Source organism: Legionella brunensis (genome assembly GCF_001467025.1).
GTDB classification, from domain to species: domain Bacteria; phylum Pseudomonadota; class Gammaproteobacteria; order Legionellales; family Legionellaceae; genus Tatlockia; species Tatlockia brunensis.
On record NZ_LNXV01000033.1, the window covers coordinates 481,703 to 504,562 of the forward strand.

Genomic DNA, 22,860 nt, shown 5'->3' on the forward strand with positions numbered 1-22,860 from the left:
GCACCTAAAGACGAGAAAGTTGTACCAGTTATTGCCAATGATTTGGAGCAAGAAAATTCAACACCTACCCCTAAAGAATCGACTAAAAATAGGGGTTTCAGTTTTGCCAAGAACTCTAAATTTTTTGCCCCAATGCAACTATTGCTTCAAAAGACACATAAAAGCAAAACACAGCCTAAACAGGATAACTTGAAAACATCCCAACAGCTTTAGTCCACAAGCTGAAAGTGTGCAATTGCATAAATCCAATCGAATTTATACTTTATTAATACTGCCTTAATCCTATTATTTTAAAATAGGGATATTTTAATAGGATTAGGACTTCGAGATGTCGTCAAAAAGAAAGTATCTTAAGCAAAAGAAACATGAGCCATATCGCTTAAACGTCAGCGATTACAATACGCTTGTTCCTTACTTTTTTGGCAAATATCAAATCAATCTACCCTACGTTATTAACGGCTCAACAGCAACAGGTCGTCGTATGATGGCCGAAAATTATTTACAATTACAGGCTGAAATTAATGAGTATCAAAATGAAGAGTTAGTTTATGCCAAACAAGTTATGGATAACTGGTCACCTCCAGGGGTTTCTTTACCTGGCAAATATAGACTCAATCAAAAAAATACTAAACACTCTGACTTTCAAAAGTACTACCCTGAATTATACGCAGCAATAAAAGATAAATTTTTAAACAAAGAGAATCAATTCAAGGAATTGTCTGAAGAGGAACAATTGCAGTTAAACACTATTGTTAAAAGATTAAAGTGTCGTAAGAAATTAGATGAATATCGACAAGAGAAACTTGAAGCATTGCACGAGCGTAAAAACAAAATATGCCTTGATAAAACTCAAGCGATAGCTGAAGTAAAATCTATTCAAAATACTCTGGCTGGTGATGAAACCGTAATTTATTTTTTTACAAATAACCGTTCTAAAGGTTCAGCCCACTTTGAAGTTTTATTAGTAAAACGCGATCGAATTATTAAGCCTGTTAATTGGTTCTTACATGAAAGTAATATGTTTGAATCAACAGACTTTAGCAAAATGTTTGTTACTGATTTATCCCCTTTTGTAACTTTTACGGTCAATAAAAAAACAGCTACAACACTCGACGAAGACCCCATGAAAAGACTACAACCCCAGGTAGATTCTGATTCTTGCGGCGTATTAGGACTTTTATATCTGAAGGAATTACTTAAAAATAACAGCGAACAACTCCAGGAATTTTCGTTCGCAGTGCCTCTCTATTCTGATGCAAATGAGAAAGGCCAGGTCTTCGAAAGCTTATTATTCTTCCCTTCACCTCATGTACTACGCTATTCACAATCAAGGCTCTATAACAGTATTATCTTGGCGATGGTGCAAAGCACAAATGATGAAGAAGTTATTCAGTACAAGAATATTTCTTATACTGTAAAAACATTACAGGGGATTTTAAAAGAGTCTATCGCTATAGCTAATCAAAAAGGAGCCCCTGAAGTAGCTCAAATCGAAAATTTATGGGTGCATTTACCCGATTTTAGAGAAAAATGGCTAGAAGCTTATCAGGAAATGGCTCAAAAACGTCAAGAAATGCAAGGTAAAGCAAACAACTTATACTTAGCCTATAAAGGCCATCGCATGACAGAAATTCTTGCTGACAACACCAGGAATCAATCTTCAACTACAATGACAACTACCACAACACCAATGAAACTTACAAGTCATGAAGAAGATAATATTATAGACAGCGCTACTTCAGAGAACACTGGCAAAGTTACTTATAATCCACTTTATAAACCCCTTTCTTCAACGAGTAGGGTCGAAACTTATAAACTCCATTCTTTCTTTAAACCGCAAGGGGAAGCTATGGTAAGTTATAACCCACTTTATAAGAGCAAGACAGAAGAAAGAAATGAATTAGCTTGTTGCTAATTTTATTGAGATTATTAAACTTATAGTTTTTCTATTAATACAGGGACGTAAGTATGAAGGTATTACCGCTTTCTGCGTTTCATGACAATTATATTTGGTTACTTATCGAAGGAAAAGGAAATACTGCTTTCTGTGTTGACCCAGGGGATGCAAAGCCTGTCCTTGATTATGTCAATGAACACGCTTTACAACTTAAAGCAATAGTACTTACCCACCATCATTACGATCATATCGGCGGGGTTTCAGAGCTAGTCAATGCCTTTCCCAATATAGAAGTTTATGGCCCTGAAGACGCACGGATTCACTATATTACCCACACACTAACCGGTAGTACCAAGCTATCTCTTCTTTCTTGTAATTTTCAGATCATTGAAACACCAGGGCATACCGCCACCCATATCAGTCTTTATGAACCTAATCACGGTTGGTTATTTTGCGGTGATACTCTGTTTTCAGCAGGTTGTGGGCGAGTGTTTGATGGTACGATTGAAGAATTATACGGCTCACTCAATCAATTAAAAGGATTACCAGATCAAACAAAAGTGTTTTGTGCCCATGAATATACTCGTCAAAACCTTCGTTTCGCAGCACATATAGAACCTAATAATTTAACCATACATAATTACGCTGCTCAATTAAGCGAAAATAACCATTGCTCTTTACCTTCTACCATTGCTTTGGAAAAAGAAATTAATCCCTTCTTGCGTTCAGACCAAGAAGAAGTTAAAAATTATGCAAAATTAAGGAATAATAAAAATACTAATTCTTTCTTTGTTTTTAAGCAGTTACGAGCTGATAAAGATAATTTCTCTTAACATATAGAACTAATTTAACTCTTTTGGGTCACAAAAAAAACAAAAAGGGTTTATTGCTTGGACTTTATTTAGTACACTGACTAGCCTTTCAATTCGTAATAGGCTGTCACATTGAAGTTTAGACCAAGAATTTTTAGTTTAATCCTTTTATTGTCATGCTCTTACGTGTTTTCAACTGTTGCACAGGCTACCCAGAATGTCTGGGATGTGATGCGCAATCAATTCAGTTTAAATCATGAAACTACGCAACCTGAAGTACAAACACAACTTCGATGGCTTGTTTCTCATCCAAGTTATTTAAATAAATTAGCCCGCTCCGAACCCTATATTTATCATATAGTCACGGAGATCAAAAAAAGAGGGCTACCTGGCGAGCTAGCACTAGTTCCCATGATAGAAAGTGCCTATGATCCCTTTGCTTACTCAGGTGCCGGTGCTGCTGGTTTGTGGCAACTCATGCCTGGAACTGGTAACAATTTGGGGCTGAAACAAGACTGGTGGTTTGATGCTCGTCGCAGCATTCGTCCATCAACCGATGCGGCTTTGAATTATTTAACTTATTTAAATAAGTATTTTAATGGTAACTGGATATTAGCAATTGCCGCCTATGACTCGGGAGAAGGAACCGTTTCCCGAGCAATAAAGAACAGCCGTCAATCAAGGTATATCCGTTTCTGGACTCTGCCCTTACCTGATGAAACCAGAGCTTATGTACCGCGGCTTTTAGCACTGGCCGAGATTATTAAATACCCACAACGCTATGGGATTAGCTTGCCTGATATCCCTCATGTTCCTTATTTCGAGGAAGTCAATATTGGTAGTCAGATTGATTTGAATCATGCCGCAAAACTTGCCGGTATCTCATATAGAGATCTTATTAAATTAAATCCTGGCTTCAACCGCTGGACGACTGCGCCATACAAACCATTCAAATTACTTATTCCAGCAGATAAAGTTGCAAGTTTTAACCGCAATCTTGCGAACGTTCCTGAGGATAAACGAGTCAGCTGGAGTCGCTATCAAGTTCGTCCAGGTGATGATTTAAACTCTATAGCTCGCAAGAATTTTACAACAGTGAAATTATTGAAAGAATTGAATCAATTAAAGTCTGACAAACTTAGGAAGGGACAGTATGTTCTTATTCCAAGCACAAAGAACACACCCGTTGCAGCACCTAAGTCAACGATACTTGCAATAACGGATCAGCCCGCCACAACCCAAAGCTATAAAGTTCTTCATATTGTTCAACGAGGTGAAACCTTTTCAGTGTTAGAAAAAAAATATAATGTTTCCACTTCAGAAATTAGAAAATGGAATCAAATTAATAACACCCAGCCCTTAAAACAAGGCCAACAATTAACCATATGGAAGCGTACAGTCAAATATGGGGTTTATATTGTGAAAGCGGGTGACAACTTAAGTAGTATTGCAAAGCGGAATAAGACCAAAGTATCAACACTTGCCAAACTAAATCCGAGTATTAACAAAAAGCTACTTCATCCGGGGCAAAAATTAGTGATTGGTTAACTGTTGTAGTAAATAATACACAACTACAGGGGCAATCAACTCTAAATCCGTGATACTCGGCAACATTTTGAACCTACTAACAAGTTTCTACACTTGTTAGTGTATTTTTTACCTTTAACGAGTTAAAACAAAAGCTTGCAAATTTTTACTTGCTTGTATGAGAGTTTAAATCGTGTGATATACTTAAGTAAGTATTAAATTTTAACCATAACTATGAAACTACTCTTTGATTTTTTTCCGATTTTAATTTTTTTTATCAGTTATAAACTATTCGGTATCTACAATGCCACCGCAGTAGCAATGGCTGCTTCTTTATTGCAAGTACTCATTTACCGCCTTAAGCACCAGCGCTATGAAAAAATTCATTTAATAAGTCTCGCTATAATTTTTGTTTTAGGTGGAGCAACTTTATTCTTCCATAACCCTTGGTTTATTAAATGGAAACCAACGGGGATTTATTGGCTTACGTCATTAGTATTCCTTCTTTCACCTTTGGTTAGTAAAAAACCACTAATCCAAAAAATGATGGATGGAAACATAAATTTACCCTCAAAAATCTGGTATCGTTTAAACTATGCTTGGGCGCTGTTTTTTATTTTAATGGGGAGTGTTAATCTGTATGTAGCGTACTTTTATAGTACTGACGTTTGGGTTAACTTTAAGTTGTTTGGTGGTGCTGGCTTTACATTATTGTTTGTTTTTATACAAGCAATTTACTTGACAAGACATTTAATTGAAAAAGAGATAGAACAACAACCCTCAGGTGACTCCCGTTAGGGATTAATACATTAGGAGCAAGAATGCGATTGCTACTGGTTGAAGATGATGAGTTATTAGGTGACGCGGTTAAAGCAGGTCTCACCCAATTTGGCTATGTTGTAGATTGGTTAAAAGATGGTGAAGCAGCCAGAGCCGCAGTTAAATCAGAATCTTTTGAATTAATTATTCTAGACTTAGGTTTACCCAAACTTTCAGGGTTAGGCTTTTTACAAGCCATTCGTCATGATGGCAACGCCACTCCAGTTATAATTCTTACTGCTCGTGAAACCGTAGAAGATCGAGTGAAAGGGTTAGACAGCGGTGCTGATGATTATCTCACAAAACCTTTTGATTTGAACGAATTGAGTGCCAGAGTCCGAGCTCTTGTTAGACGCTCACAAGGTCGTGCAGATGCAGTCTTACAATACCGCAATATTACTCTCGACCCAGCAGCACACTCTGTGTATGTTGATGATATTATGGTCAATGTTCCACGTCGAGAGTTTGCATTGCTACAAAAATTACTCGAAAACAGTGGTCAAGTATTATCGCGTGAGCAATTAATGCAAAGTATCTATGGCTGGGATGAGGATGTGGACTCTAATGCCTTGGAGGTTCATATTCACAACCTTCGCAAAAAACTCAATGCCAATTTTATTCGCACCATTCGAGGTGTGGGTTATATGGCAGAGAAAAATGAGAGTAGTTAAGCATTGTGAAATCTTCTATACGCAAGTTTCTGCTAATTAATTTATTATTAGCAATAACTATTACAACAACTCTAACAGCGATAGGTAATTACTACTTAGACCAAAAAGATATTCAAGAGCATCTTGATACTCTGATGGCTATTTCTGCCCTATCCTATCAGGCGTTATTAGGAGACGATCTTCATCAGCGCCCTCTAGGAAAGATTCAGGACGCTCTGGAAATTATTCCGCAAAAAATTGATAATTATTATCAGCGCAGATTTTTAAATGATCTGCCCCCAAAAAGTTATCTGGATAAATTTAATTTCCAAGTTTGGACAAATGGCGGCAAACTTTTGCTGCATTCACCTACCGCACCTAAAATTCCACTTACTGCCGAGGTTGATGGCTTTAGTGATAAATTAGTCTCTAATCAAAAATGGCGTGTCTTTACCACCTACAATGAGCAAGCCGGAGTGCGAACTGTATTGGCTGAACGCTATGACACCCGTAACGAATTAGGTCATCGCATTGCTCAAGATGATCTTTATATTATGCTACTCACCTTCCCACTGTCAGGTTTGTTAATTTGGATAATTATTGGGAGAGGCTTAGATAGCCTTGATCGCGTCGCTCAAGAGGTAGCAAACCGTGCTCCTACTCATCTTGAACCTGTGGATTTACAGGAAGTACCCGAGGAAATTAAACCCGTAATTGATGAATTAAATAAATTATTTTACCGACTTAAGGAAGGTTTCGAACGTGAGAAACGTTTTGCAGCCGATGCTGCTCACGAGTTACGCACACCTCTTGCAGCCTTAAAAGCTCAGGCGCAAGTTGCTTTAAATACTAATAATATTGATGAAAAAAACCAGGCTCTTCAGAAATTAATTGCAAGCGTTAACCGTAGCACCCATATTGTTCAGCAATTGCTCACCATGAGCAAACTAGTTCCCGAGGCAGCTAGCATTAACGACATTGATGAAGTTAATCTCGTTAAAATAACTCGTGAGGTACTCGCTATGTTGGCACCTTCTGCAGTAGAAAAACAGATCGAACTTGAGTTTGAGCATGATGAATCCTTACCACGCTTTGCAGGTAACCCAACCGCTTTAAGTATTTTGATTCGTAACTTGGTGGATAATGCAATTCGCTATAGCAAAGAAAATGGCAAAGTTTCTGTTCGCATTTATCCACAAAAACAAGAATTAATTTTAGAAGTACGAGACAACGGACCAGGAATTCCAGATGAACTACAAGGCCGAGTATTTGAGCGATTTTTCCGTGTGCTTGGTAATAAAAGCCCCGGCAGCGGCCTAGGGTTGGCCATAGTTCGACAAATTACTGATCTTCATGGAGGCCGAGTAGAACTTTCTTCTCCTCCCGAAGGAACTGGACTCATAGTACGCGTTTATTTTCCTACAAAAGCAGAACAACCTTCTGCCTAGATCATTTATTTATCGCTAGTAATCTCTAACCAAATGAGCCATTCAATTAGTCGCAAGAAGTTACTTTGCTAATAATTGCAAGGCTTGACGTATGAGTTGTTCACAACTTTTGTTGCCATCATCAATTTTTTTAATAATTTTTACTGCCTCTTGTTGTTTGTAGCCTAATGCCTCCAAAGCACTTATTGCTTCCTCTGGCTCAAGTCTAACATGTGGCAATTTCTGTGGCTGATAACTGATGTCTATGGATGTGGAGAAATTTTTTATACTATCTCTCATTTCAATTAGAAGACGTTCCGCTGTCTTTTTACCTATTCCAGGGATTTTCGTTAGAAGCATTGCATTCTGCTCTTCAATGCAGCGAATGAACTCAACTGGGGTGATGCTTGATAACACAGCCATGGCTACCTTGGGTCCTATACCATTCACTTTTATTAATGCTCTAAATAATGCGCGCTCCTGCTTATCGAGAAAGCCAAAGAGTAGTAATGCATCTTCCCGAACAATAGTGTGAATATGCAATCCTATCGATCCAGATTGCCCCTCCAGCTGAAAAAAAGTACTTAAAGAGGTTTCTACATCATAACCAACACCATTAACGTCGAGCACTAATTTCCCAAGTTGATTTTTATCTAAAATTTTTCCATTTAACCAACCAATCATCGTGCCCGCCTCCTAGTAGAGTTTTGTGTTCGCTGAATAAGGGATAAGCTATTGCGCATATGACTATGACAAATTGCAATGGCCAAAGCATCTGCCGCGTCACTTTGAGGAACATTATTAAGCATCAATAATTTAACCACCATATGCTTGACCTGCTCTTTTTGGGCAGCGCCGTATCCTACTAGTGATTGTTTAACCTCGCGTGCAGAATACTCACTAATTTTTATCCGATGAGAAGCAGCGGCCACCATTGCCACCCCTCTTGCGTGCCCTAACTTGAGTGCAGAACTAGGATTTTGGTGCACAAATACCTGTTCTATAGCAACTTCATTAGGATTATAGTCATCCATGAGCTGACAAATGCCGTCAAAAATTTGTAACAAGCGCTGACTTAATTCACCTTCGGAAGTCCTGATACACCCACTATCAATGTATTGAATTTTACGTCTTTCTTCCTTGATGATCCCATAACCAGTAATTCGGGATCCAGGATCAATTCCTAAAATAATCATCAGGCAGTTTCGAATAAAGCTTCTGGAAGCTCTGCATTACTATGAACTTCCTGTACATCATCCAAATCTTCGAGCATATCAATTAATTTTATTAACGTTTCGGCTGAGTCTTTATCTAAGGGAACCATAGTTTGGGCACGCATGGTTAAATGCGATTGTTCTACTTGGTAGCCCGCTTCTTGCAAGGCAGTCAAAACAGCATGATAGTTATCAGCTGCTGTGATAATTTCAACTTGATTATCTTCAGTAATGACATCTTCAGCACCAGCCTCTATAGCAACTTCCATTGCTTGATCTTCAGGTTGCCCTTCTACCAAAAGAATTTCACCTTGTTTAGTGAATAAATAGGAAACGGAACCATCTGTACCTAAATTTCCACCATGCTTGGTAAATGCATGCCTTACCTCAGAAACGGTACGGTTTTTATTATCCGATAAACAATCAACTAAGATAGCAACACCACCAGGACCATAGCCTTCGTATCGCATTTCTATCATGTTAGCGCCATCTAAACCACCTGCTCCACGCTTAATAGCATTATCAATAGTATCTCGTTTCATATTGGCTTTAAGTGCTTTACTGATAACATCACGCAATCTTGGATTAGCAGTCTCATCTGCTCCCCCCATTCTTGCAGCAACTGTAATTTCACGGATAAGCTTCGTAAAAACCTTGCCACGCTTGGCATCTTGCGCACCTTTGCGGAAACGAATATTTGCCCATTTACTATGTCCGGCCATGACTACACCTCAAAAAAGAAAAAGCGGTAATTAATAGTAAATTATACATCGTCAGCCATCTAAAAAGAACTGATGTAGTGCAGGATATGAACATTACAGAAGAAAATAGGCATGAGGTTAGCACCCTCGACATTTTTCACTTTTTCAAGCTATGCTATTGCGTTAAAATTCTTAAGGGAGATAAAGGTGTTAGCAGGATTCGGTAATTATCATCAAACTGAAGCAATACCGGGTGCGTTGCCAAAAGAGCAAAACTCCCCACAACAATGTGAGTTCGGTCTGTATGCAGAACAGCTTAGCGGTACTGCTTTCACACGACCAAGACATGTCAACCTACGCAGCTGGCTTTATCGCACACTTCCCTCAGTAGTTCATGAAGACTATAAGCCCTATGAAAATGCAACTTCACTTTCGTATGCCGACATGCAAACCCCCAACCCTATGCGCTGGGCTCCTCTCCCTGAGCTTTCCGATCCTAAAGATTTTGTAGATGGGCTATTTTATTTGGCGGGAAATAAATCAGCTAATGCCTTTATTTATCGTTGTAATCAATCTATGCACAAGCGTTACTTTAGCAACACCGATGGCGAAATGTTACTTGTTCCCTACTTGGGAGAATTGACTATACATACTGAATTTGGCCAACTTATGATTACTCCCGGCAAAATTGCTGTAATCCCGAGAGGAGTTAAGTTTAAGGTTAATCTAGACTCATCTTTTGCTGCAGGCTATGTTTGTGAGAATATGGGAGCTCCCTTTAGTTTACCCCAACTAGGCCCTATCGGCTCTAATGGCTTAGCCAACCCCAGGCATTTTATTTACCCACATGCCACCTTTGAAAACACTCAAGAAGAAGTCTTGCTGCTGTGCAAATATCAGCAACGGTTCTGGGCTGCAAAATCAAATCACTCCCCTTTAAATGTGGTAGCGTGGCATGGAAACTACGCCCCTTACACCTATGATTTAACATTATTCAATACTATCAATACGGTAAGTTTTGATCATCCTGACCCTTCGATATTTACAGTTCTAACCTCGGAAAGTAATACGCCAGGTGTTGCCAATATTGATTTTGTCATTTTCCCGCCACGATGGATGGTTGCCGAGCATACTTTCAGACCGCCCTATTTTCACCGCAATATTATGAGTGAATTAATGGGACTGATCCAAGGTGAATACGACGCAAAAAAAGAAGGCTTTTTGCCGGGTGGCGTTAGTATTCACAATTGCATGTCAGCTCATGGACCTGATAATGATACCTACCGCGCCGTTATTCACGAAGAGTTAAAGCCTACTCGTTATGAGAGCACACTAGCATTTATGTTTGAAACTAAAAAACCATGGCTAGTTAGCGAGCAAGCTCTGGTACATCCAGCAAAAGAATCAAATTATTCAGCATGTTGGCAACATTTGCCTTGCAATTTTAGCAGATCCTCGATTAAATCCTCTAATTAGCTAATGATAAAAAATACTATAAATTCAAGGAGCGAACAGATGAGTTCAAATTATGTTAAATCTATTCTAATTGCCACTTTCTTGAGCCTTCTGCCTTTTAGCATAAATGCTGCAGATACTAGTAATGGGACTGAGCAATCTTTTCAAACCACTTGTGTCAATTCATGGATGAAAAGAATGGATGACATAAAAGATAAGGTTGATTATAAAAATTTTGGTGAAAAATATTGTGAATGCGCCGCTAAGCAACCATTAGACACTCAAGAAGCAATCAACAAAACCATGCAACTTTGTATGTCTCAAACGCTTTTGCAAGACACCATGGATTCGCTGGAAAATGAAGTCGGTTTAGACAAAGCCAATGCGGACGATGTCAATGAATACTGTACAGACAGATTTACCCTTGTCTTTCCAAAGATGAATGACAATGACAAGCAAGCGTCTTCAGAGTATTGCTCTTGCGCCAAACCAAAACTGGTGGCACTTCTTAAAACTGCAGACAATATGACTGACAAACAATATACCGATCAAATCAATGAAATCGCTGCAGCATGTTCTTCAGGGGTTCAAAATCCTAATCAAGCCACTACTCAAACTAGCCCTTCCAGTGAAACAGCTGATTCTACACAAGCAACAGACACTACCAAGAAAGATGATAGTAATAATGACAGCAAAGAAGAGGATGAAGAGGACGACGAGAGTGAAGAGGAATAGAATTTAGTATATCAACGAGGAATAATTTCTATCGGCAAATTATTCCTCGTTGATATTATCGTAATTAACCTAATGTCAGTGATGTCCCCGATGCAGCCGGCTTTTTAGGTGACAAACTCACCTGGGCTGGAAAGAATTGAAAATGATTACTATTGCTACCCTTCTGTTCATTTAAATCTTCATTCTCAGCAGAGCTACTCGAATTGTCAGACTTAGGCGGCATATTACTGTCATTACGAATCAAACTTTCCGGATCTACTCCTGAATCTAAAGATGTTTTAACCAACAATTTGACAATTTCCTCTCCTTCTGGAGCTACAATCAAATCGTCGATACAATGACGCGCGGCATCAATGAGAAATATCCCAACGAGCTTAGGGTTTTGTTGCAGTATGTGGAGAAGTAACCCAGGACCATTAGTTGATTTAGCTAATTGGTAGAAAATTGAGGCTTCCAAGGGAAAGAAGAAAGCCTTGAGAAAACTTGTATGACCTAAATCTCGACGGTCTTTTAGCAATAACCAAAATAAACTCATGATCTCTTCATCCAAAATCGCCGAATTAGAGTTTACAATTGTTGTGTTTACTGCATGCTGAACACTGGCTGTAAGAATTTCAATCTCTATGTTTTTTCTTAAAATATCACTATGCTTGATTAAATGAGAAAGGAATTTCAAACCTGCAACGGAGCTTGTTAAATATTCTAGAATAAAACGTCGTCGCGACTTGTCTTTGGCCGAATGCATTTCATTAAGAATGGTTGCAGGCAAGTACCCAATGAGCTCAACGTTTTTGAATATTTCTGCAAGTAATTCAAAACCTCTCGCTGTTTCTGTCAAATATCCAATGGCTGACGGATACGGCGTGAGATCTTGCGTGAGTGTTTTAACTAATAATCGATCCGCTATTCGCGGATTTTGTTGCACCATCTGCAGAAGAGTTTTTTGACCATCCTCATCTCTCGCTAGAAGATATAAAATTGAACTATCGATACCCTCCTCAACCTGACATAACATCGAAGAAGTAATTGCCTTAAATATTGCTGGCTCTTTTTGAGTCAGTAATTTAAATAGTTCTCCTTCATTATCATTTGCAAACAACGCATATAAGAATTCTGCCTGAATACTTTTTCCTGTCTCAATGCTCTTACCACCCAATAAGACTTTTTTTTCCTTATTCTTTACTAGAAACTGATATACACCTCTGGCCAATTCATCCAGTAAACTGGGTTTGGAGTTTATAAGTTCGATTACTAAATGATGTCCCAAGTCCTCTGTTACCAACCAAAACAGAGGGGAAGATGATCCATTTGTGATAGTTTCATGTAACAAAATCGTTGCGCTTATCTTTTCTATAAAGGACGGCTCCCTTTCTACCAATAGGTGCAAAATCTCAATACCAGTCGGGAACTGTGCAAGCCAAAATATCAATGAGCCATCTTTTACTAACTTTGTCGAGTACAATTTAAATAATTTTTCTGCAGGAATTGTTAGCTTCGGGTTCTTATGTAATAAAAGCTTGATTATTTCCTGGCCTATTCTGGAAGGAACTGCAAGTAATGCTAATAATGAGTCTCCCTTCTCGATTCGCGACACGGAACTGCATAAAAACTCCGTAGTAAACAAAGAGCTGAATTCGGGATTTTGCTCTAGAAGATTTAAAATAAGCTCTTTACCACTTTCAGTAGAAGCAAAACCATGCAAAGGAGAAACATTTCTCCATACTTTATCATTAGGGGAAAATGGGCTAGATAAAATATCAAAAGATATATTTGTTAACGGTGACCTCCAATGCTTTACAAATTTAAGCAACGTTGCCTGACTAACCTGGCCTAAGATCATTGCAGAAAAAATGGATATTCCGTTGGGTGTCCCCTCTGTTTGAAAGAAAATATTGCTTGATAATTTTTCAATTAATTCGCGGTTGACTTCAACTAAAGCATCAAATAAAAGTTGACCATCAACCCGTTGCATCAAAGTAAACAATAGAGCGTTTTTCTCTGTGCCACGCTGAGAGCTTTCTAAATGCGCAGCCGTTATCTTTTCAGCAAAACGTGGGTTTGCTCTCAGTACTTTTGTTAACAGCTTGCATGTTGCTTCACTGCGGATGAGCTCGACAAAAAGACAATCTTTACCTGGTACTATTACCTCAAAAAGATATTTGCTAGTTCTATTACTTTTAAAAAGAGAGATTAAATTGTTTTCTGTACAATTTTTTAGTAATCCCTGTACATATAGCTGCTTATCATCCAAAGCGGATACATTTTGCTTTGGCGCTCGAGCATTAGCAACTTTTTTTGAAGCTACCCCCTTTTTATTTTTTGCTCGCACAACCTCTTGCGTGTTATTAGCCACAGGCGCTTCTACCAACACTGCACTTGATTCTTGCTCCTTAGGTTTGAAATAGTTTATAAAATCGGCCTCTTGTAGCCCCAGTTTATAAAAAATTTGCCTGGCCAATTCGATATTTCCATTCTCATATTGTCTTTTTGCTTCCTCATACCAATTGGAGGATGAAGGGGTCTCTTTATAAGAGAGTCTCTTCTGGCTGTTGGTCTGTGCTATTTCATTTTGTAAAAGACGTGTCAATGTTGCCAGTTTGCGATTTTTTGGCTGATAAAATACAAAATCACTTTGGCATCGTGTTACAGCAACAAAGAGTTTATTAAACAAAGGACCAAATTTGTCATCTCCCACTCCGTCCTTAGCGCGAAAGGTTGCTTTACCTAAAGTATCGCTATCTTGATGCGTCAAAATATCATTAGCTTCGATAAAAAGTTCGTCATCCAAAAGTCGCCAACCCACAACAATAGGATATTCAAGTCCTTTAATCTCGTCAGTTGAAAAAACTAAAACAGTTTTAAACTTATCGGCTGCTTCTTTTTTATATTCTTTATGGGTAACTACAGCTAAAGACGGTGTTTGCGCAACTTGTATAAGTTGAGCAAGATCATCGCTCGTAAACCCATCTCGCCATTGCACATTACCGGCTATTTTAGCCTCTTTGTAAGAAGCAATTTCTATAAACTCCTTCTTATCTGCAATCCCACCGGTTAAGCTATTTTTTATGGCAATAATACCATTTGACAAATTGATAATATTAGGTGGACATCGATAGGTAGCGGGCAATTCAATATGAGTCATTCTTCGTTGCTGCTGCTTAAATGACTCATGATTTTTAAACAAATCCAGAAGGAAAGGACGCTTTGATAGCTTATCATTAAGACTTTGATGGCTATCCATAAAAAAACAAATATTTTCACTAATCGCGAGTTCAGCTAATTTTTGCAGTTGGAAATGAGAAAAATCCTGTGCCTCATCTACCATAATACGAGAGTAGCGAACGTTGCTCTCAAAGGAATAAAAAGTAGGATTTAAACAATTACTGAGAGTTAGTTCCTTAGCATAGGCTTGATATACCTCAACCAGCCATTGTTTTTGTGAGGATTCCTTAAATAGTGATTGTTTTTTCCCCAACTCCATATACTCTTTGGGTGTATAAGCCCCCAAAATTCTAAGCTCTTGGTAAACCTCATTAACTTTTGTTGCAAAAATATCCAATAGCCCTGTCTCTTTCTTTGCCGCTTTTAGAATCTGCTTTTGTTTATTGAGATACTTAACTAACCATTCTCTGAAATGAAGTTCGCCCACGATTATTTTATCTTTAGTTTCTGGAGCAACCTCTGCAAGGAGTTGTGCATAGGTTTTAAATTGCACCCTATCTTCTGAAAGCCCTTGAGAAATCGCTGATTCACCCCACATTTTCTCTAGTTCATCCACTAATTTTTTAGATTCGGTGATATAAAGAATGGACTCATCTGTTTCACTTAACTGAGTCACTGCCTGTGCTAGAAGAGAAAAAGCCACACATGACTTACCAGAACCAGGAGGACCACTAACTAGCATTGGCAATGAAGCATGCTGCGCTTGTTGCTGTTGGTTATTAAATTCAACGAAAGTTTTATTGTAAAATTCCACTCGGGAGTACTGGACTTTTTCTGACAAATCTTTTTCAATAACTAGCTCGTCCTTACTGCAGCTCACAAAACTCTTTTCACTAATTACATTTTCCGTCAAACCATCAATATTCGCATTAATATGATTTTTTAAAACTGTAGGATTAAGAAAACGAGAGCGGTGGTATTTATGGTTTAAAACAACTTCCAACAGCAAAAGACAGGGTTTGCCTTGGATATGGATCGTTGTAAAAAGAAGCCTATCGCTTTGATTAATACGAACGCTATAAACACGATGGCCTTTTAGTTGTTCAAGATCAGCTGCATTATAATCGCCCCTGACCAGTTTATTTATAGTTTCCTGGTATGATGCCAGTTGAACCGGATCCCCTATAAGTTTTTCCCAATAATATATCGTCATTGCGTGGCTCTATCGAAATGGTTCACTAATGAATTTATTGGGCATTAATTTAACATTTTGGCGCATTGGAGCATATAGGTAAAATTACCCATGCCTGAGGAATTTTCTATAAAAATCATGAAGAAACATTTTTGAAACAGCGGTTAATCATTAGCAAATAATCACTTCATAAGCTTGCTTACATAATATTGCTTTAACAATGTTGTGCTAAGCTCAGCTTAGAAATCTTTATTTGAAAAGAAGTTATAACACATGAACGAGCGCTTAAAACGTTTTCATGATCAGCAAGATCACATCGACGAATATCCTTTTAAAGAAACTGTTTATCAGAAAGCTTATAGAGAAATTGCCGCTGGCATGAAAACTAGCCATTGGATTTGGTATATATTTCCTCAACTTAAATCGCTTGGTTACTCTAGCACTGCAAAAGAATATGGTATCAGTGATTTTAATGAGGCCTGCGATTATTTAAGGGATCCTATTCTTTTTACACGCTACTATGACATGGTTAAACTTGTTGCCGATAAATTAGCAGAAGGAATAGACGTTTTGACACTGATGGGTTCAGATACTGACGCCAAAAAACTTGCCTCAAGCCTAACTCTCTTTCAATTAGCTGCTCAAAAATTAGCAGAGTCGGAAAAAAAATCCATCTCACCAAATTTTTCTGATCTTAATAACTATTGTACGAAAGTATTAAGTACCATTGCACATCAAAATTATGGAGCTTGTGCTCCCACAAAAATGGAGATTGAACAATCATTGAAAAACTTATTTAAGTCCTCGTCGAACTCATCTTTTGCGTTGCCGCCAATGGAAGCGTCATCTCCCAAAACCGAAAAAGTAACTGAAGCATCACCAGAAGTTACCCAACACTCATCAATGCCAGTGGGAACTGCATCTCCAGTGAGTGAAGAGTCGATTAAAAAAAATCAAGAGGGCATTCGACCATTATCAACAGATAACGCTCTTATTCTTAAAACTATTGTGGAAAAATTAATGAGTAATATTCAACAAAAAGCAGATACTCGTGCTAGTTGGTTTACTTTGAATTCAGAAAATAAAATAAAGAAATTGCATGTTATTTCACAGTGGCTTTCCCACCATCCGCTGAATAAGACCGATGAAACAATAATCGTAGCTTTAATACGGGATACTTGTGCAATAAAGCGTAATATTTTTGGTTTTTTTGAACCTCACAGTTTAAATGAATTCAAAGACTTATTGCAAAAATATAAGCTTGAACCACCATCAGAAACCGTTTCTTTCAATGCTACTGATCTAGCTAATATAAGTGTTAAAGCAAATGCAGTTGATGAATTGATACAAGAGAAACGCCACTTAGGCTCTTACAATCCAATTCACTAGATGTGAATTATACGAGCCACTCAGCATTAACAGAGTAATGTTATATTTATTATTTAATTAAATCTCATGGGTGTATGTTTTTCCAACCCTTCCTCATTATCAAGTTCTATATTGTCTTCATCTAGTTCAACCAACTCAATCTCTTCTCGTTCAGCATTCAAGCCCTCTGTAGCTACTTTCTTACACTCAACATCATTTTTTGCATTGACTTCTGGCGCCGTTAGCGTTTTTTCTATATTTTGCATTAAATGTTTCATTTTTGCCTGGTTATAGAGAGAAATAACATTTTTACCAGTTGCTATAGCGTCAATAATACTTAAAGTCACTCTTTCCAAGAATTGTGTGAATTTCATTAAGAAGCTTGTACCTTCATCAGCCATACTCAACTTTGCAATAAACTGGCTATCATTAGGCAATGACTGTACTTTTTGTGCTCGCATTTCAATAGAACTATTTTCATGAATCAGTTCTGCATTAATTGCATCAATATAGTTTTTTAACTCCTGATTTTGTGGGGGAAGTTTCAAACTAAATTTATGCAACATAGAATATGCTTCATTAACTATTAAATAATTGCCTACATTTCCTCTTTCAAAATTCTGTATCGAATCATACAACTCTTGAGCACAATCAGCGGCAGCAAGGAAACTATCTTTATCACGCTTATAGTGTGCTCTTACAGCTTTTTCATATTGATCAAGGAGAGGTTTTATAATGGGTGTACCCTTAAGTTTATCCCGTAAATAAGTTTCAAATTGCATGTCCAATAAAGCACTTTTAGTTTTACGGGTATCCTCTTGACTCGCAAATAATTTAATCTTATCGTTTAAAAACAATAACTTATCTTCTTTAATCTTGATTTTGAATTCTATTTCTTTATTGGAGGGTTCTTGTTGTAAAGCTATTCTTAAATCTTTTATCTCTCGTTCCGTGTCGATAACGATTTGATTCAGGAATATTTTATCATCTAAAATAGACATCTTTTTATTAAACGGCATGTCTAATTCAAGAGCAGCAGATAAAAATAATTGATTAACTATGAACATTGCGGGATTAATTAATGTTCCTGGTTTTAAACATAAATAATCCTCTTCTCGCGATAACTGAGTAATTATATTCTTATAAGCATCCTCTTTTATTTTAAGATAGTCATTGGTGACCAATTGATTGACCATCCCCACTACCTCAGAAGTTTGAGCACCTACACGTTGTATTTGTTGGATTAAATCAACAAAAACTCCGACCGTTGTTAAATTAAAACCATAATGCTCCTGCAGTGCTAATTTCAATCTACTAATTTCACTATGCATTAATTTTTCATCGGCTAGATGCTGCCTTGTATAGCCACGGATAATAGGAGGTTGTTTACCAAATACATCGGAATAACGCGATTGTAAATATCTTCTTGCCTCTTCCAGACTTGGTGATGCGCGATACAGATATTTAATACCAAGCCTTGTTGCTTTTCTACCTGTTGTTTCATAAAAGCCAGGATGAGTCTGCAATTGAGGGCTATTAGAATCAAAAAACGCTTTTTCAGAAGTAGCTTGTTTAGGGGGTTTTCTTTTTAGCAATTCTTTTTTAGTACTTTGAATTACAGTAATAAAATCTTGTAGGTCCTCTTTGTTATATTCAATATTTCGAATCTTTGTACTGAACTCCAACATTTTTATTGCCATTGGACCATAATGTGTTGTTAATTCTGGCGTCAATTTTTCGAGTATATCTTTTAATTGATCGGCTTTATGCTTAATCTCAATTACAGCCCTTGCCTGGACTACAAGTTTGTCACTTTTGTTGAACTGCTCAAAATGCTTAAAAGCTGTTTCCAAATGATATAGTCCGTTCTCTACTTCCTTAATTTGACGTACCATTAAAGGATCATCGGGATTAATAGCATGTAACGGCTGTCCTTCTTGTTTTTTCAAATATTTCTGAATCAAACTGGAAAATTTGTCTTTTGTTATCTGAGTACATTGGCTCCGTATTTCAGCAACAATAGAGGAGATTTGTAATTCCTGAACGTAAGCTAAATTGCCCCTTACATTATACAATGACGATGAGTTAATAGGCTCTAACTTACCTGGACCTACTATGGGTCTGTGAGATAGTGCCTCTAAATAATTTTTCTGCAAAGCATCCACAGAGGGCTCTTCTGCGTCAAAACGAACGGAAGCTTGGGCAGTGAGTTTTATATGATTAATCGCATGATCAAGAATTTTAATTTTGAATAAAACTGACTCGTGCCTTTGCACAATATAATCCTGCACCAAATTCTGCTGTTTTATTATTTGTGCAATCGAAACTTTAACACCTATCCACTCTTTAGGAGATATCGTTTCAAGTTGATTTAAAGCAACAACACATTCATTTGATAAATCCAGATTACTATTAGCCATAGCAGATTGTATGATGGCAAAATTTTCCCGTAGAATGCTGCGATCTTCCTTATTTATATCTAAAAACGATTTGCCCTCATACTTTCGAAGAGTATCAAAAAAGAGGTGAGCAGCTCTCAAATGATGTTCATGTTCAAATACTTCATTCCAATGTTCCACTTTTTTAATATCAAGTGTCATTTTTCTAATGGGAGCCAAATCAGAAGAGAGAACTATTTTTTTAAATTTATCTTCTGGAGGCTTAGACTCAATAACTTCGTTCAACTTATCGTTGAGTTTATCTACCTCGAGAATTATAGGCTCCGATAAAGTCCCAGGTTTCAGGTAATAGCGCGTTTCTATTTCATCCAGCATGACCAGTAGATCAGGATAACGCTCTTGTATCCATTGCTGATAAGACTTTATTGTTGCCTCTTGCAGATTAGTTCCTTCTCTTTGAAATTTTTTGTTTAAGTCGATAAGACCTATAATTGCTTGCGGACCTTTGAATACCTTGAAAAAAGAAGAGTTCTCTTCGAAAACCAACTCCAATATGTCACTAATTGCATCTATTCTTTCTTCACTTATTCTAAGCCTATTTACAGAGACCTCCTCAGCCCCCACTAAATTAGACATGTTATTCATCAAGGCGGGTAATTCAGATAATAATCTAACTAATGAAGCAGTTTGTGTTGTTTCACTAGGAGAAGATTGTACAGATACAAGTACCTGCCCAATAATACTCCCAACTTTTTGAGTCAGTTCCATTCCAGCAAATTGACTGTTCCAACCCTCTTCACTAAGCAATTTTTTTGCGCTATCAATAGCAGGTTTGATTAAATCGTAATTCTCGCGAAGCAGATTTTGAATCTCAGGAGCTGCCTCAGTAAATAACTGAAAAGATTTATATAGTTGCGATAATGCCGCAACACCTTGGTGAGCTGCAGCCACCTTGCCTAATGTTGTTCGAGTATCGATACCTTTCCATATTTTTATGGCAGCTTCTGCATAATACAAGCTGTTAACCATTTTTTGTATTGCAGCAACTTGTGGTGGCTCTTTATCTATATCAATAAAAGGGAGCCCCTCTCTCTGGGGTGTTAACCTTGAAGCTATTGGCCCAGATAATCTTGATTGACATCTCGAAAGTAATGAGGTTCTGGCTATAGAAATTTTTTCAATATAGTCGGTATAGTCTACAGCATCAACCTGGTGAGCTTTTTCTGTAGTAGCACCAGTTTCAGTTGTTTTATCGACTGTTACTCTTGTTGCTTTTTCATCCTTTGTCGTTTCAACTATGGGAGTGCTTTTTTCCGCATATTGTTCTTTTGGACTTCCCGGCAAAGTGCCTATTTTTGACTGCTTTAGTTTTTCAACGGCTGACAAGTCAATCGCTGAGTGATCTTTGTTAGATAAAGTAGAACCGATAGCCAAAAGTTGTGGTAATGCAGGGGCTAAAGCTTTTTGCGCATCTGGTGTAAGTAATAACACACTTTTTTTCAATTGATTCGCAGCTGCGGCTACTGCAATATAGGTTCTTAAACGAACAGTAATCCCCCAGCTTAAATCAATCCCCTCAAAATAAGCCAGTTCCTTTTCTAAGCGCAATAAATTTTCTTCAACCTGTTTTATTTGCTCGTGTATTTCAGAGTTTTCATCAATGATAACTTGCGTACTTAAAGCATTAACGCCTTCTTCAGAGACTTGCCCTTTTGCTATATGACGTTTAACCAGAGTTATCATAGCCTCTCTTGACTCACGAACCTCTGTCGATAATTTCAGGCTCTGTATATAGGTAAGAGTTCCGTGTAAATTAGTCAAATCAGTAACTTTAACTGGCACAAATCGCTTAGGAACCACTTCTCTCTCAGGAATTTTCTCCATTAAGTTTTTCTTAATTCCACCAATCCGTTTTGAGACTCTCTGTTCGAGAGACAATTCCTCTGTAGAGATTTGTGCTTCTTTAGGACTCTCATCGCCTAAATTATCACGAGCTTTCTCTGCTATCGTTATCTTAAATTGTTCAGAACTAATTTGATCATTAATCGATTTATCAACAAAACTCTCTGTGACTAGCAGCCTATTCACTTCATAATCGTATACAAAACTAGCAACATAGCCGAAACCCTCTATTGTTTTTTGCCACCATGATTTTGGCTCTGTTGAAATTTTTTCTGGGCCTAATGTGTTTAAAACTTCGGTTAATGCATTTTCAAGATCTAAATTTGCATGAGCTACTGCTATCTGTAATTGAGGATAAGCTTGTCTTAGTAAAACCCTATCTGATTCAATAATTTCGGATAAAGATTTTCCTTTATATCCACGTAAAATTTTAAAAAAATGAGCAGCAGCAATTTGCTGCCTCTCAGCTGTCATAATTATTTGCACACTTTTAATCTGGCTATCTTCAATGTGCTGCTCTCTAATTTGGCGCAATAAACTAGTCTCAACTACCCTTTGGGTAATATCATAAGTATCATTAGAATCAAGCAGCCCATTTATTTGTTGCGCCAAGCTATCTGCATTAGAGCTGAGATGTTGGGATAGCAAACCTGGTTTTAAATAATTCTGTCGCTCTAACTGATCTGCCAGCAATATTAGTTTAGGCAAATAATAATTAGCCCAAGAGACATATTGTTCTATTGAGTTTTTGGTAAAATCAAATCCATCTTCTTGAATCGTTTTAAACCAATTTAATAAGTTCTGTATTGCTTTAGCATCTTCAAAATCGGCAATGGATAATTGACCAATAAACGCATTATTATCCAAATCATTTAATAAGGAATAGATAGCATCCATTCTTTCTTTTTTATTTTGTTCGGTTATATCCTTATCTTGAACAGCAGTTATGTCTTTGATTAGGTTTGATATTTTATCAAACGTTGCAATAAGTGGGTTGGCTTGATTCCACGTACCCAAATCTTGGCCCAAGAGAGAAATACCCTCACCTATAACCTTAGATGCTTTCTCAGTGGTATCTAACTCCACAAACTCTGACGCCCAGCCTGATTTTTTAATTAATTCATACGTCTTAGAGTATAAAGGCTCTATAACATAGTAATTTTGAGTGATAAATCTCCTGATTTCTGGGGTTGCATCATCAAGCATGGATATGGATTTATAGACTTGACGAAGCGCCTTATATAATGAAGGAGCAGCTGTGGCCCACCCTACCACTGTAGTAGTATCAACACTTTCCCAGTGTTCCAACGCTTTTTCAGTATGATAGAGGCTGTTGATGACTTTTTTAATGGCAACAACTTGAGGAGGATCATTTTGAAAATTAATAAAAGGAACGCCCACCGACTGAGGTTTCAATTTATCCACTAACAATTCATCAAGCTGTAAATTTAATACATCAAGCAAATAAACACGGGTATCGGCAAATTGCCTAGATAAGGTTATATCTGAATTGTCATTGGCAGGCATTACTAATGCTCCTATACTACAAAAAGTATAGTATTTAAAAAGTATACAATGACTATTTTATAGTCATTTTGTG

At 37.4% G+C, this 22,860-nt stretch carries 14 protein-coding genes; 9 read left to right on the forward strand and 5 right to left on the reverse strand.

Annotated elements, in window-relative coordinates; translation table 11 throughout:
• Nucleotides 1-328: 328 nt before the first annotated feature.
• From Lbru_RS13440 to Lbru_RS13465, 6 genes are all read left to right on the forward strand, one after another.
• Nucleotides 329-1,915, forward strand: a complete 1,587-nt coding sequence (locus Lbru_RS13440; protein WP_058442636.1) for a hypothetical protein — start codon at nt 329-331, stop codon at nt 1,913-1,915.
• Between the two features lie 53 nt (nt 1,916-1,968).
• Nucleotides 1,969-2,730: a hydroxyacylglutathione hydrolase gene (gene gloB, locus Lbru_RS13445; RefSeq protein WP_058442637.1), complete on the forward strand. Its 762-nt coding sequence runs from the start codon at nt 1,969-1,971 to the stop codon at nt 2,728-2,730.
• Nucleotides 2,731-2,895: 165 nt separating this feature from the next.
• Entirely contained in the window at nt 2,896-4,257 is a 1,362-nt protein-coding gene (locus tag Lbru_RS13450) for a lytic transglycosylase (protein ID WP_420795332.1), read from the forward strand.
• Between the two features lie 213 nt (nt 4,258-4,470).
• The gene (locus Lbru_RS13455) at nt 4,471-5,034 is read left to right on the forward strand and encodes a septation protein A (protein WP_058442639.1); all 564 of its coding nucleotides are present in this window, start codon (nt 4,471-4,473) and stop codon (nt 5,032-5,034) included.
• 23 nt (nt 5,035-5,057) lie between these two features.
• On the forward strand, nt 5,058-5,726 hold the full coding sequence (locus Lbru_RS13460; protein WP_058442640.1) for a response regulator: 669 nt from the start codon (nt 5,058-5,060) through the stop codon (nt 5,724-5,726).
• Nucleotides 5,727-5,731: 5 nt separating this feature from the next.
• Nucleotides 5,732-7,153, forward strand: a complete 1,422-nt coding sequence (locus Lbru_RS13465; protein WP_058442641.1) for an ATP-binding protein — start codon at nt 5,732-5,734, stop codon at nt 7,151-7,153.
• Between the two features lie 60 nt (nt 7,154-7,213).
• Here the strand turns inward: Lbru_RS13465 and ruvA are convergent, their stop codons facing one another.
• The 3 genes from ruvA to Lbru_RS13480 are packed head-to-tail and all read right to left on the reverse strand — an operon-like array spanning nt 7,214 to nt 9,068.
• Complete coding sequence (gene ruvA / locus Lbru_RS13470; protein WP_058442642.1) at nt 7,214-7,816, reverse strand: Holliday junction branch migration protein RuvA; 603 nt, start codon at nt 7,814-7,816, stop codon at nt 7,214-7,216.
• Nucleotides 7,813-8,331, reverse strand: a complete 519-nt coding sequence (gene ruvC, locus Lbru_RS13475) for a crossover junction endodeoxyribonuclease RuvC (protein ID WP_058442643.1) — start codon at nt 8,329-8,331, stop codon at nt 7,813-7,815. Before ruvC ends, ruvA begins: the two co-directional genes overlap by 4 nt.
• Nucleotides 8,328-9,068: a YebC/PmpR family DNA-binding transcriptional regulator gene (locus Lbru_RS13480; RefSeq protein ID WP_058442644.1), complete on the reverse strand. Its 741-nt coding sequence runs from the start codon at nt 9,066-9,068 to the stop codon at nt 8,328-8,330. The genes ruvC and Lbru_RS13480 overlap by 4 nt, the downstream gene beginning before the upstream one ends.
• 186 nt (nt 9,069-9,254) lie before the next feature.
• On the opposite strand from Lbru_RS13480, the gene hmgA reads away from it, so the two are divergent.
• Together hmgA and Lbru_RS13490 are read left to right on the forward strand one after the other, a co-directional pair.
• Nucleotides 9,255-10,523 (forward strand): homogentisate 1,2-dioxygenase, encoded by a 1,269-nt coding sequence (hmgA, locus tag Lbru_RS13485; RefSeq protein WP_058442684.1) that lies wholly within the window; start codon nt 9,255-9,257, stop codon nt 10,521-10,523.
• A gap of 39 nt (nt 10,524-10,562) precedes the next feature.
• Nucleotides 10,563-11,237, forward strand: coding sequence for a hypothetical protein (locus tag Lbru_RS13490; RefSeq protein ID WP_065235468.1), 675 nt, complete (start codon nt 10,563-10,565; stop codon nt 11,235-11,237).
• 64 nt (nt 11,238-11,301) lie between these two features.
• Here the strand turns inward: Lbru_RS13490 and Lbru_RS13495 are convergent, their stop codons facing one another.
• The gene (locus Lbru_RS13495; RefSeq protein ID WP_058442645.1) at nt 11,302-15,612 is read right to left on the reverse strand and encodes a UvrD-helicase domain-containing protein; all 4,311 of its coding nucleotides are present in this window, start codon (nt 15,610-15,612) and stop codon (nt 11,302-11,304) included.
• A 252-nt stretch (nt 15,613-15,864) separates the two neighbouring features.
• Between Lbru_RS13495 and Lbru_RS13500 the strand changes: the two genes are divergently transcribed.
• A complete protein-coding gene (locus tag Lbru_RS13500) occupies nt 15,865-16,980 on the forward strand; it encodes a DUF1810 family protein (RefSeq protein WP_058442646.1) in 1,116 nt (371 codons plus the stop codon).
• Between the two features lie 53 nt (nt 16,981-17,033).
• Here Lbru_RS13500 and Lbru_RS13505 read toward each other — a convergent pair whose 3' ends face one another.
• The gene (locus tag Lbru_RS13505; protein ID WP_058442647.1) at nt 17,034-22,787 is read right to left on the reverse strand and encodes a hypothetical protein; all 5,754 of its coding nucleotides are present in this window, start codon (nt 22,785-22,787) and stop codon (nt 17,034-17,036) included.
• Nucleotides 22,788-22,860 lie beyond the last annotated feature (73 nt).